Origin of the sequence: Brucella sp. 22210 (genome assembly GCF_052045675.1) — a bacterium.
Classification (GTDB): domain Bacteria; phylum Pseudomonadota; class Alphaproteobacteria; order Rhizobiales; family Rhizobiaceae; genus Brucella.
Genome location: NZ_JBQEPD010000056.1, coordinates 1 through 12325, shown reverse-complemented (window position 1 = coordinate 12325; position 12325 = coordinate 1). Strand labels below are relative to the sequence as shown.

Genomic DNA, 12325 nt, shown 5'->3' with positions numbered 1-12325 from the left:
GTAAGCGCTGTTTTCAGGCCACGGCTTTGAGATCGTGCGTTGCGGCATAGGCCCAAGGCAGCAGGTCGTCGATCTGGCTATTTGGATGATTGTTGACGATCTTGGTGAGGACGTCTGAGAGATAGGCCAGTGGCTCGACATTGTTGAGCTTTGCCGTCTCGATGAGCGAGGCGATAGTCGCCCAGTGTTCGGCCCCGGCGTCAGAACCGGCAAATAGCGCATTTTTGCGATTGAGGGCAATTGGCCTGATTGACCGTTCGACGACGTTGGAATCGATCTCGATCCGGCCATCGTCGATGAAGCGGGTCAAGCCGTCCCAGCGTGACAAGGCATAGCGGATTGCTTCGGCGAGTTTTGTCTTCTGGCTGATGTAGCCGAGTTGTTCACGCAGCCAGGGAGCGAGGCTGTCGGTAATCGGACGACTTTTTTCCTGACGGGCGACACGACGCTCCTCGTGGGGCCGGCCACGTATCTCTTCTTCGATCCTGTAAAGTTCGCCGATGCGTCGCAGCGCCTCGCTGGCGATGGGTGCCGGACCAGCGGCAGCAAGCTCATAGAAGCGGCGTCGAACGTGGGACCAGCAGAAGGCCAGCGACACGGTGTTCTTTGCCGCGAGCGGGCGATATCCACTGTAGCCGTCTACCTGCAGGATGCCGACGAAGCCGTCGAGATGGGCCATCGGTCGTTCGCCTTTGCGATCTGGCGCATAGACATAGGTGACACCGGGCGGGTCATCGCCCTGCCACGGCCGGTCATCTCGTGCATAAGCCCAAAGCTGGCCGGTCTTGGTTTTGCCACGTCCCGGATCGAGCACCGGGGCCGTCGTCTCGTCGGCGAAGAGCTTGGACGATGACTTCAGATGATCGAGCAGCCGCTGATGGACCGGGCGTAGATGCCAGGCGGCGCGACCGACCCAGTCGGCGAGCGTCGAACGGTCGAGGTCGATGCCCTGACGCTTGTAGATTTGCGCCTGGCGATACAGCGGCAGGTGGTCAGCATATTTAGATACCAGCACCTGGGCGACGGTTGCCTCTGTCGGGATGCCGCCCTCGATCAGCCTTGCCGGGGCCGGAGCCTGGACAACGACTTCTTCACAGGCCCGGCAGGCATACTTCGGGCGGCGCAGCACGAGCACCCGGAATTGGGCGGGCACAAGATCGAGCTTCTCGCTGACATCCTCGCCGATCCGATGCAGGTCGTTGCGGCAGCAGGGGCAGGCATGGTTATCGATATCGACCACGATCTCGACGCGCGGCAGATGCGCTGGCAGTGAACCCCGGTTCGTACGCCGTTTAGCGACCTGCGCCTGGCGCAGAGCAGTCGAGCCTTGTTCCTTCTCTTCCAGCCCGGCAGCCTCGATCTGTTCGGCCTCTTCAAGCCCAAGCAGAAGCTGGTCCTCTGGAAGCGTCTCTGCCCGTCGACCAAAGCGGTGACGCTGTAATTCCTTGATGATCTGCCGCAGGCGGGCATTCTCCGCCTCACGCGAAAGCACCATTGCTTTCAGCGCGTTCAGGTCATCCGGAAGCTCGTCTGCCGTCATCGTCATGGATCGAGAACAGCATATTTTGCCGCTCGGAGCGAGACGCTGAATGGCTCTGATTCAATTGGTCGCGCCCGTTATCCGGCCTTTATCGGCGTGCGCGTTTCGCTCGGCGCATGCACGCGTTTCCAGTCCAATCCTTCGAACAGAGCCGAGAACTGGGCGGCCGTCAGATGCATCACACCGTCTTGCATTCGAGGCCAATGGAACTCGCCATCCTCGATCCGCTTGGCGACCAGGCACACGCCGCTGCCGTCCCAGAAGATCAGCTTGATCCGGTCCGTTCGTTTGGCCCGGAATACGTAGATCGTGCCCGAGAACGGGTCGGCACCCATCTGGGCCTTTACCAATGCCGCCAATCCTTCAGCACCTTTGCGGAAGTCGACAGGCTTGGTGGCGATCATCACTTTTACCGCACCGGACGGGCCAATCACGACTGAGCCTTCAACGCCTGGATGACGGCGGCAATGGTTGCAGCATCGGTGCCAGAGGCAATACGCAGCCAGGCTCCATCAATCCGCAATTCAATGGCCGCCTCCGGAGAAGTTCTTCTTGGCAAACGTGCTTGCCGCGCCCTCTTCGGTTCCGAATTCTCGGGCGACACGACGACTGCTGGTGCAAACATTGGTGCTTGCTCCGGCACCGACAACACATCAAGCGGCTTTCGGGCGAGCCGTCGCCATGTGAACAACTGCTGCGGCGTCAATCCATGCCGCCGCGCCACAGAGCACACCGTGACGCCAGGCTCGCAACTCTCCGCAATGATCTGCGCCTTCTGATCGTCGCTCCATTCGCGACGACGGCCATTGCCTGTGAACACCTCAAACCGGCGTATCGGCTCATCCTTGGATTTAAGCGTAAGTTCTGAAATCGACATATGTCCTAGCCCTCTTTCGAGGTTGAACATCAATGATCAAGCGATGATCCGGAAGGTGGGGTCAGGACAGCGCTTACGCTGGATTGCATCTCGATCTGATTGAGCCAGATCGGGAAACGATATCGGTTGCACAAAGGCAGCCCACACCTTTCAAGGCTGACCACAACCATAATCCGTAGATTGCTACATTACGTAATGTTAATTTTTACTTTACTGTAAAGTCAAATAGGGTGATACTTAACATGAAAATTGAGATGACGTGCTCGAACCGAGCGGAATTCAAGCTCCATCTATAAAATGTTGATAAAATATAATCCCCCTCCAATCTGGCGATACATTATGGAAAACGCAGATAAAGAATATATCAATGGAAATAGAATTTTGCATGTGAAGCTAGCTAATAATATTATAACTTCATATGTTAATAAGAATCAGATGACCTCTGAAGAACTACTGAATGTTATCACAGATGTGTGCCAATGCATCGGCGGCTTATCGGGTTCATCGAGCTTTTCTCCCAAGGAAGCTCCCGTAATACCTTCGGTAGACCCCAAGGAATCGATCTTCGAAGATTACATCATTTGCCTCGAAGATGGTCGTCGCTACAAAACCCTCAAGCGCGCCTTGATGAGCCGCTTCGGTCTGACGCCTGATGCGTACAGGCGCAAATGGAACTTGCCCGCCGATTACCCGATGGTGGCTCCCGCTTCTGCAAAGAAGATGTCTGCCCTTTCCAGAATGGAAAAGGACGATGTCGTGAGCGCGTAAGGCATTTATCGCTCAAGGGTGCAGCCATGCTGCACCCACTCGCCCTTCACGGCAGCGCGGCACCCGCGTCCTCTGATTAAACCATCACGTCGAAGAGCTACGCGAACCGATGCTTAAGCATTGGCAATGGGCACCTGTGTGCATTTTCCGCTTTGGGCTCCGCATCCGTACCCGCCTCAAACTGCTCCGAGGACCGTGTTATGCGTAAGCTAAGCCACATTCATTATGCTTGGTATATTGCCCTGGCCTGCCTCGCCATCTCGTGTATTCGAGCCGGTATCGGCTTCCAGACAATGGGCTTCATCATCAATCCGGCACGTGAGGAGCTTGGCTGGTCCAATACGCAGATTACCGGTGTTATCGCCTTTCGTGAACTCGTCGCTGGGTTAGCCGCGCCCCTCGTTGGCCGCTGGGTTGATCAGCGAGGCCCCAGAACTGTGATGATCGTCGGAGCTGTTCTTGTCGGCCTGTCCTTCAGCCTCACTTCCGTCGCACAGACCTTCTGGCAATTTGTCCTGATCTTCGGCGTCATTGGCGGTGTTGGCGTTGCAGGCCTCTCCAATGCGCTGGTTTTTCCGCTGATTGCCAAGTGGTTCTCGGCGCAACGTGGTCGGGCGACCGGCCTGGTATCGTCAGGAGCCAATCTTGGCGGCATCTTGATGTCGCCTTTGATCATCTGGCTCTTGTCTATTTCCGACTGGCGCTCAACCTGGTTCGTTCTCGGCTTCCTTCCGATTCTCATTCTGGTGCCGCTGGCAATCTTCGTCCTGCGCCGCGAGCCCGCCGACATGGGGCTGAAGCCTTTCGGCGAAGATCCGGACAAGACAACCAGAACGACAGACACCAGCCCCGATCTGACTGTGGGAGACGCAATGCGTTCGTCGGGTTTCTGGTTTCTGATGATCGGCTGGAATCTGACCGACTTCGTGCTGAAAGGCGCCTTGCTGCACAAGATTCCGGCGGCACAGTCGCTGGGTTTCAATACCGCCGAAGCGGGCAGCGTGATCATGACCTATAGTATCTGCGCCATTCTGGGCAAATTGCTCACCGGTTTCATTGCCGATCAGTTCCCGACCCGACTGGTGATCCTCTGCCTTTCGGCAATGCAGGCAATCGGCCTGATCCTCTTCATCAATGCGGACAGTATCTGGCACCTGCAACTGGGATATGGCGTATTGAGCGGCTTGTCGGCAGGTGGGCTCATCATGATGATGCCATTTCTTCTGGCCTCGCTGTTCGGTCGTAAAAACCAGGGCGCCATCATGGGCGTCGTGACCCCCATGGTGATGATTTCTGGCATTGGCGGCCCGATGCTCGCGGCACTGCTGTTCGACATGACGGGCAGCTATACGTTCGCCTTCGAAATCTATGCCGTTATTTCCGTTCTCGGCGGGTTGGCATTGTTCGGCGCCAGCACGGCGCGCAAGACATCTCCGGAAACCACGAAACCATCAGGAGGCTTATGATGACCACGATCACTCTTCTCTATCCCGGTGATATGGGCGGCGCTTTCGCCAGACTGCTGATATCCGCTGGACATAAGGTGATAAGCCCGCTGGGCGGGCGCAGCGAGCGGACACAAAAGACGGCGCAGTCCATTGGTGTCGAGATGCGTGACGACATGGCTTCCGCCGTTACGGACAGCGACATTGTGCTGTCGCTTGTGCCACCATCAGCAGTGATCGATGTCGCCTCCCAAGCAATCGCGGCCTGTCGCGAACAAGCGGCCGCACCATTCTTCATCGATATGAATGCCAAGACGCCCGCCGATGCCGAGCACTTGAACGCGGCTTTCGGCGATGCTTCGCTTCCCTTCTGCAATGCCTGTATCATTGGCCGCGCCTCGCATCTTGGCGACGAAGGCAGCATCTATGCCAGCGGACCCGACACAAAGCCTCTGGAGACCTTGTTTGAAGGCTTGCTGCCTGTCATCTCGCTTGGCGAAGACATCGCGCGAGCATCCGTTTTCAAAATGGCATTTGCCGGGTTCAACAAAACCGTGGCCGCTGCTTTGTTCGAAACGGCCAACACGGCCAATGCCTTTGGCGTGACCGATCCGCTGTTCGAGCTGATCGGCCATCATCTGGGCGGCACGCTATCTGACCTCGGCAAGCTGGTGCCGACTTATCCACGCCACATCCTGCGTCGTGCGGAAGAAATGGAAGCGCTGGCGGTGATGCTCGCCGATGCGGAACTGCCGAACGAAATCGCACTGGCCGCAGGCGCAACATTCCGCAGCCTCGGCAACAGCGGCAGCTGGTCCGAAACAACAGCAACCCCGCAATTGCAGGAGCTGCTATCCGAGATCGATTATCGCCATTAGGCTGGAGACGAAACCGCTCTTATGGAAAGCCCCTAATTCATCGGCAGCAGAGTTTCTACGATCTCGCATAGACCGACGAACCGACAGGCAGGATCGGGCATAAAGGCCGGGTCGTGAAGGGTAGCCTTGCCAGCGTGCTGCACATTGATATAGGCGCCCGACACGCCGGAGATTTCATCGATCATCAGCGCATCCATATCAGCCACCACGCCCGCAGCGTGTTTTTCCTCAAAGCCGATTTCGGGATGACGATGCAGGTCCTCGAAAACGGGGGCCGCTCCTCACGACCTCCGGCTTTGATTCGTCACACCAGATTAGGCTGCTTCCAGCGCCTGAGCGAGATCAGCAATCAGATCATCTGGATGTTCTATGCCGATGGACAAGCGAATGGTCGATTCCAGCACACCGATGCGCTCGCGCACTTCAATCGGAACACCGGAATGGGTCATTGCCGCCGGGTGGCTCGCAAGCGATTCCGTGCCGCCAAGACTGACCGCCAGCTTCAAAATCTGAAGCGCATTGAGGAAGCGAAACGCTGCCGCCTGTCCGCCCTTGATGTCGAACGAGAATGTGGAGCCAGCGCCCGTGCATTGCCGCTTGAACAACGCGCCGACATCGGATTTCTCATCCTCAAATGGCAGATAATGCAGCTTTTCGACTTTCGGATGATCACGCAGGAATTCGGCAATCGCACGCGCATTGCTGTTCGCCCGCTCCATACGCAGGCCAAGCGTTTCCAGCGAACGCCCAAGCATCCAGCAGGAATGCGGATCGAGCTGCGTGCCGATGGCGCCACGCAAGGCCTTGACCTGCCTGACAACGGATTTGGAGCCGAGCACCGCGCCCGCAATCAGATCGGAATGGCCGCCGACATATTTAGTCAGCGAATAAACCGATAAATCCGCGCCGTGATCGAGCGGCTTCTGGAAAACCGGCCCCAGCAAGGTATTGTCGCAGGCGATGATCGGACGATGTCCTTGCCGTTGCTCGATCTTTTCAGCCACGCGCCGGATAGCGGCAATATCGACCAGACTATTGGTCGGGTTGGCCGGTGTTTCAATCAGGATGACCGAAACCCGCCCCTTGGCCAAGGCTTCCTCTGCTGCCTTTGCGATCGCCGCTTCATGCACGCCATCGGCGAAGGCCACGGCTTCCACGCCGAAATTCAAGAACGTCTTGGCCAACAGCGTTTCAGTGCCGCCATAAAGCGGCTGCGAATGCAGAATGACATCGCCAGGGCGTGCGAAGGCAAAAAGCGTTGTCGCAATGGCTGACATGCCGGACGAAAACAGCGCCGAACTCTCGGCCCCCTCATAAACCGCCAGACGGTCTTCGACGATTTCGCTGTTGGGATGATTGAAGCGTGAATAGACCAACCCCGCGCCCACACCTGCGGGCGGCTCTTTACGTCCGGAAACGAAATCGAAGAAATCGCGCCCATCCTCGGCGGTCTTGAAAACGAAGGTCGACGTCAGAAAAACCGGCGGCTTGACCGCGCCCTCGGAAAGCTCCGGGTCATAGCCGTAATTCAGCATTTGTGTTTCGGGATGAAGCAGGTGGTTGCCCAAGTGGGTCTTGTAAGGACGCGGCGCAGTCATGACGACCTCCTGAAAAGCCAAACTCCTCTTGCCCAACCAGATAGGCGGACAAAAGGAGCTTAACAGAGGTCATCGGCAATCTTCTTTCGTTGTTTGCCCCTCACGGGTAATCGCTGAACCCGTGAGAAACACCCAAAAGAAAACAAATAGCTGCCAATTACTTGATCACCAGCACAGGCACAGTGCTGAGCGACAGGACTTCCGCCGCCTGACTGCCGAGCAGGAGCTTGTTGACGCCGCGACGGCCATGCGAGGAAATGATGATCAGGTCGCTGCCATGGGATTTCGCCGCTTCCACAATGCCTTGCGCGGGCGACTGGTTTTCGACATGCACCGCTTCAGCGGTCACGCCTGCGGCTTTCGCTTTGTCCTTGGCTTTGGTCAGGATCTCGGTTGCCGCCTTGGTGATTGCTTCGCGATATTCCTGAAAAGCAACCGGGCTCGATGCCCATTCCGCCGCAACGACGATGCCATAGGACGGCAGAAGTTCGGTCACCGATACGAAAGTCAGTTTCGCGCCCGTTTCCTTCGCCAGTTCCACGCCCTGATCCACGCCCTTTTCTGCGAGTTCCGACCCATCGGTCGCGATCAGAATATTCTTGTACATCTCTTGGTCTCCTGGTTGCCTGATAACTTAATTATGCGCGCCTTACCCAAGCTAATGCATTGACGCGGATCAATATCCTTCCAGATAAGCTAATACGCCCACTCCCAATTATGATGGAATTCACTTTTAAAAAATTCGATTATATAGAATATAATTCTAAACATGATCCATCAAGCGCATATGTCCAGCTATGCTTTTGCGCTGTTTCCTCTTAAACTTTGCGCAACATGAAGGGAGATTACGCTATGAACAAACCCCTTGGCTCGAAGAGCAACGAAACTGCAGGACGCGGCCGTGTTTACGGCTCGATTCTGGAAACAATCGGCAACACGCCGCTTGTACGCATTGATAAATTTGCCAAGGAAAACGGCGTTGTCGCGAACCTTCTGGTAAAGTTGGAATTCTTCAATCCGCTGGCAAGCGTTAAGGATCGTATCGGTCTTGCGCTGATCGAGGCGCTTGAAGAACAGGGGAAGGCCGTGCCCGGCAAGACGGTTTTCGTCGAGCCAACCTCCGGCAATACCGGTATTGCGCTTGCCTTTGCCGCAGCGGCCAAAGGCTATCGCCTTGTGCTGACCATGCCGGAAACCATGTCGGTGGAACGCCGCAAGCTGCTCAAGCTTCTCGGTGCCGAACTGGTGCTGACCGAAGGGGCGCAAGGCATGAAGGGCGCGATCGCCAAGGCTGAGGAGATCGCCGAAGGCAACCCGAACGCCATCATTCCGCAGCAGTTTGAAAACCCTGCCAATCCGGAAATTCATCGCCGCACGACGGCGGAAGAAATCTGGAACGATACCAATGGCGAAGCCGATATTCTGATCTCCGGCATCGGCACTGGCGGCACCATCACCGGCGTCGGTCAGGTGATCAAGGCGCGCAAGCCTTCCTTCAAGGTGATCGCTGTAGAACCCAAGGATTCCCCTGTCCTGTCCGGCGGCACGCCCGGCCCGCACAAGATTCAGGGCATTGGCGCAGGCTTTGCACCGAAGACGCTCGACACCGGCGTTTACGATGAAGTCGTTCAGGTCTCCAACGAGGATTCCTTTGCCAATGCGCGCTTGATTGCCCGTATCGAAGGCATTCCGGTCGGCATATCGTCTGGCGCGGCGCTCACCGCTGCGATTGAAGTCGGCAAGCGCCCGGAAAATGCTGGCAAGAACATTGTCATCATCATTCCGTCCTTTGCAGAACGCTATCTTTCGACGGCGCTGTTTGAAGGTCTGGAATAATCGGCTTTATCGAAGCCAGATTTCAGAAAAGCAAAAAGCCAGAGCGGGCGACCGTTCTGGCTTTACTTCATTCTAGGGTGCCTTGGGAGAGGCTTAGAGCACAGTCCGACCTGATATAATCAGATCGAAATGCACTTTAGTGGCGCGTGCGTGCTTCGCAAGCCGGGCCAGGTCCGCGCATGTAATGGCGCTCGGGCCGATAGCTCGGTGCGACGAACTCGCGGATGACATTAACGCTGTCACGCAGCTGAACAAGAATGCTCATCGCTTTCACCTTCATCTAAATCATGTTCGAAGGGATGTTCACTCCGCTCAATGTGAGCTTGTGAAGTAATCTTCACTTCCGAACATCTTAATGAAAACTTTAACGATCAAAGATGAATAAGTGCTAAATCGGCATCGTTAACGGTAAGTTAATAGTAACGATATTCAGGTTTTCCACAGCTGCCTGAAACTTGTCACAGTTGAAAATTCTCACAAAAAAGCCGGTCGAAACCGGCTTTTTGGATTGAATGGCGCTCGCGCTATCAGCGCGTCGGCACCGGGTGCTCGCCGCGATAATCGTAGAAGCCGCGGCCCGTCTTACGACCAAGCCAGCCTGCTTCGACATATTTGACCAGCAGCGGGCACGGGCGATACTTGGAATCCGCAAGGCCATCATGCAGCACCTGCATGATCGAAAGACAGGTGTCCAGACCGATAAAGTCTGCGAGCTGCAATGGCCCCATCGGATGGTTCGCACCGAGCTTCATGGCCGTATCGATGGCTTCGACGCTGCCCACGCCTTCGTAAAGCGTATAGATCGCCTCGTTGATCATCGGCAGCAGGATGCGATTGACGATGAATGCCGGGAAATCCTCGGCGACTGTGACCGTCTTGCCGAGCGCCTGCACGAAATCTTTCGACTTGCGGAACGTGTCTTCATCGGTGGCGATGCCGCGCACCAGCTCCACCAGCTTCATCACCGGCACCGGATTCATGAAGTGAATACCGATGAAACGCTCCGGACGGTCCGTCGTCGAGGCAAGCCGCGTGATGGAGATCGACGAAGTGTTGGTCGCCAGAATGGCCTGCGGGTTCAGGATCGGGCAGAGCTGCGCGAAAATCTTGCGCTTGACGGTTTCGTCTTCCGTCGCCGCTTCAATGGCCAGATCAACGCCTGCAAGGTCTTCCATCGAATTTGCAGCACGGATCAGCTTCATGGCTGCTGCGCGCTCTTCTTCCTGCAATTTGCCGGAAGAAACCTGACGCGCCATATTGCCGTTGATGGTGGCAATGCCCTTTTCCAGCCGGTCTGGCGCAGCGTCGTGCAAAAGCACACTAAAACCTGCCAGAGCGCAGACATGGGCGATGCCGCCACCCATCTGACCCGCGCCGACTATACCAACCGTCTTGATTGCCACCGTAGTAACTCCTTCATCCTCCCCAAAGGGGCCTGTCGAGCATTTCTTTTTGCGGCAAGCGCAAAACTGCGCTTCGAATTGCAAAAGGCTCATCCAGCAGATGATAGGCTGTCCGCCTAAAATGCAATCCAAAATTCTTGCCAAATGGTCTGTCGAGCCTGCAATCGCGCCTTACCGCTAAAATTGCCCGCCGCTGACAAAGAACCCGCCCCGGTGGCGAGACAGTGTCTCCAACTGGGACGGGTCGTAAAACGAAGAAGCGGCGAGACCAGCCCGCCGCTTCTTAAACGATCAGAGAGCCTTCTGCAGCTCCGGCAGCACGGTGAAGAGATCACCGACGAGGCCGTAATCAGCGACCTGGAAGATCGGCGCTTCTTCGTCCTTGTTGATGGCGACGATGACGCGGCTGTCCTTCATGCCTGCCAGATGCTGGATCGCGCCGGAAATGCCGACAGCGATGTAAAGCTCCGGTGCAACAACCTTGCCCGTCTGGCCAACCTGCCAGTCGTTTGGCGCATAGCCCGCATCGACTGCCGCACGGCTGGCACCAACCGCCGCACCGAGCTTGTCAGCAACCGGCAGGATCACTTCCTGGAACTTCTCAGCCGAACCAAGTGCACGACCGCCCGAGATGATGATCTTGGCCGAGGTCAGTTCCGGACGGTCCGAAGCCGACAGCGCATTGCCAACAAAGCTAGACAATGCTGGATCGGCAGGCACAGTTGCACTTTCAACCGCAGCCGAACCGCCATCGCCGGTGGCCTGGAAAGAGGCCGTGCGCACCGTGATCACCTTCTTGGCGTCGGTGGACTGGACAGTCTGGATCGCATTGCCTGCATAGATCGGACGCTTGAACGTGTCTGCCGATACGACTTCCATGATTTCCGACAACTGCATCACATCGAGAAGTGCTGCAACGCGCGGCAGGATGTTCTTGGCCGAGGTCGTCGCCGGAGCGATGATCGTGTCGTAATTGGCGGCGAGTGCCACGATGAGCGCTGCCGTTGGCTCAGCCAGACGGTTTTCCAGCGCATCGCTTTCAGCCAGCAGAACCTTGCGCACGCCTTTCAGCTTGGCAGCAGCATCGGCTGCCGCCTTTGCGCCCTTGCCTGCAACCAGAATATCGACATCGCCGCCGATCTGGGCGGCTGCCGTCAGCGCCTTTGCCGTCTGGTCCGAAAGGGTTGCATTGTCATGTTCGGCAAAAAGAAGAATAGCCATTTATCGTGTCCCTTCCGATTTCTTAGATGATGCCATCAGCTTTAAGCTTCTCGACCAGCTCGCCAACCGAGCCAACCTTGACGCCAGCCTTGCGGCCACCCGGTTCTTCGGTCTTCAGGACCTTCAGGCGCGCTGTGATATCGGCACCGAAATCGGCAGGCGACTTCTCGTCCAGCGGCTTCTTCTTTGCCTTCATGATATTTGGCAGCGATGCATAGCGCGGCTGGTTCAAACGAAGATCAACCGTGACAATCGCCGGAAGCTTCACATCGATGGTCTGCAGACCGCCATCCACTTCGCGCGTGACCTTGGCCGAACCGTCGCCCAGTTCCACTTTCGAGGCAAAGGTTGCCTGGCTCCAGTTGAGAAGCGCCGACAGCATCTGGCCGGTCTGGTTGGCATCGTCGTCAATGGCCTGCTTGCCGAGGAAGACGAGGTCTGGCTTTTCCGCATCGACCACGCCCTTCAAGACCTTGGCGACGCCGAGCGGCTCGACCGTCTCGTCGGTCTTCACCAGAATGGCGCGATCCGCACCCATGGCAAGTGCCGTGCGCAGTGTTTCCTGCGCCTGTGCCGGGCCGACCGATACAGCCACAATCTCCGTGACCTTGCCAGCTTCCTTCAGGCGGATCGCCTCTTCAACCGCAATCTCGTCGAACGGGTTCATCGACATCTTCACATTCGAAAGCTCAACGCCTGATCCGTCGCCCTTAACGCGGATCTTAACATTGTAATCGACGACACGTTTTACTGCGACAA

General features: G+C 56.7%; 14 protein-coding genes. 4 read left to right on the top strand and 10 right to left on the bottom strand.

All coding sequences use genetic code 11. The features are described from left to right. Window positions 1-13: 13 nt before the first annotated feature. The 3 genes from tnpC to tnpA form a co-directional block, all read right to left on the bottom strand. Window positions 14-1546 carry an IS66 family transposase gene (gene tnpC / locus ACTJKP_RS24990; protein ID WP_121539677.1) on the bottom strand — a complete coding sequence of 511 codons (1533 nt, stop codon included), beginning with the start codon at window positions 1544-1546 and terminating at the stop codon, window positions 14-16. Window positions 1547-1617: 71 nt separating this feature from the next. Next, window positions 1618-1974 carry an IS66 family insertion sequence element accessory protein TnpB gene (gene tnpB / locus ACTJKP_RS24985; protein ID WP_109366349.1) on the bottom strand — a complete coding sequence of 119 codons (357 nt, stop codon included), beginning with the start codon at window positions 1972-1974 and terminating at the stop codon, window positions 1618-1620. Beyond that, entirely contained in the window at window positions 1971-2417 is a 447-nt protein-coding gene (gene tnpA / locus ACTJKP_RS24980) for an IS66-like element accessory protein TnpA (protein ID WP_181375986.1), read from the bottom strand. Before tnpA ends, tnpB begins: the two co-directional genes overlap by 4 nt. Window positions 2418-2756: 339 nt before the next feature. On the opposite strand from tnpA, the gene ACTJKP_RS24975 reads away from it, so the two are divergent. The 3 genes from ACTJKP_RS24975 (at window position 2757) to ACTJKP_RS24965 (ending at window position 5508) form a co-directional block, all read left to right on the top strand. Beyond that, window positions 2757-3185, top strand: a complete 429-nt coding sequence (locus ACTJKP_RS24975) for a MucR family transcriptional regulator (RefSeq protein WP_440632602.1) — start codon at window positions 2757-2759, stop codon at window positions 3183-3185. Window positions 3186-3385: 200 nt separating this feature from the next. Continuing rightward, complete coding sequence (locus ACTJKP_RS24970) at window positions 3386-4651, top strand: MFS transporter (RefSeq protein WP_440632601.1); 1266 nt, start codon at window positions 3386-3388, stop codon at window positions 4649-4651. Beyond that, window positions 4651-5508, top strand: a complete 858-nt coding sequence (locus tag ACTJKP_RS24965; RefSeq protein ID WP_440632600.1) for an NAD(P)-binding domain-containing protein — start codon at window positions 4651-4653, stop codon at window positions 5506-5508. The genes ACTJKP_RS24970 and ACTJKP_RS24965 overlap by 1 nt, the downstream gene beginning before the upstream one ends. Before the next feature lie 32 nt (window positions 5509-5540). Here the strand turns inward: ACTJKP_RS24965 and ACTJKP_RS24960 are convergent, their stop codons facing one another. The 3 genes from ACTJKP_RS24960 to ACTJKP_RS24950 form a co-directional block, all read right to left on the bottom strand. Further along, window positions 5541-5693, bottom strand: coding sequence for a hypothetical protein (locus tag ACTJKP_RS24960; RefSeq protein ID WP_440632599.1), 153 nt, complete (start codon window positions 5691-5693; stop codon window positions 5541-5543). Between the two features lie 129 nt (window positions 5694-5822). Continuing rightward, complete coding sequence (locus ACTJKP_RS24955) at window positions 5823-7106, bottom strand: cystathionine gamma-synthase family protein (protein ID WP_440632598.1); 1284 nt, start codon at window positions 7104-7106, stop codon at window positions 5823-5825. A gap of 157 nt (window positions 7107-7263) precedes the next feature. Continuing rightward, a complete protein-coding gene (locus ACTJKP_RS24950; protein ID WP_440632597.1) occupies window positions 7264-7713 on the bottom strand; it encodes a universal stress protein in 450 nt (149 codons plus the stop codon). Window positions 7714-7958: 245 nt separating this feature from the next. Here ACTJKP_RS24950 and cysK point away from each other — a divergent pair, with 245 nt between their 5' ends. After that, complete coding sequence (gene cysK, locus ACTJKP_RS24945; protein WP_440632596.1) at window positions 7959-8942, top strand: cysteine synthase A; 984 nt, start codon at window positions 7959-7961, stop codon at window positions 8940-8942. Window positions 8943-9078: 136 nt separating this feature from the next. Here cysK and ACTJKP_RS24940 read toward each other — a convergent pair whose 3' ends face one another. The 4 genes from ACTJKP_RS24940 to ACTJKP_RS24925 form a co-directional block, all read right to left on the bottom strand. Next, a complete protein-coding gene (locus ACTJKP_RS24940; protein ID WP_268898867.1) occupies window positions 9079-9207 on the bottom strand; it encodes a hypothetical protein in 129 nt (42 codons plus the stop codon). A 262-nt stretch (window positions 9208-9469) separates the two neighbouring features. Continuing rightward, on the bottom strand, window positions 9470-10345 hold the full coding sequence (locus ACTJKP_RS24935) for a 3-hydroxybutyryl-CoA dehydrogenase (RefSeq protein WP_078341045.1): 876 nt from the start codon (window positions 10343-10345) through the stop codon (window positions 9470-9472). A gap of 291 nt (window positions 10346-10636) precedes the next feature. Then, entirely contained in the window at window positions 10637-11566 is a 930-nt protein-coding gene (locus tag ACTJKP_RS24930; RefSeq protein WP_440632595.1) for an electron transfer flavoprotein subunit alpha/FixB family protein, read from the bottom strand. A 22-nt stretch (window positions 11567-11588) separates the two neighbouring features. Next, window positions 11589-12325: electron transfer flavoprotein subunit beta/FixA family protein (locus ACTJKP_RS24925; protein ID WP_440631982.1), on the bottom strand; the 737-nt coding region annotated here is incomplete at its 5' end.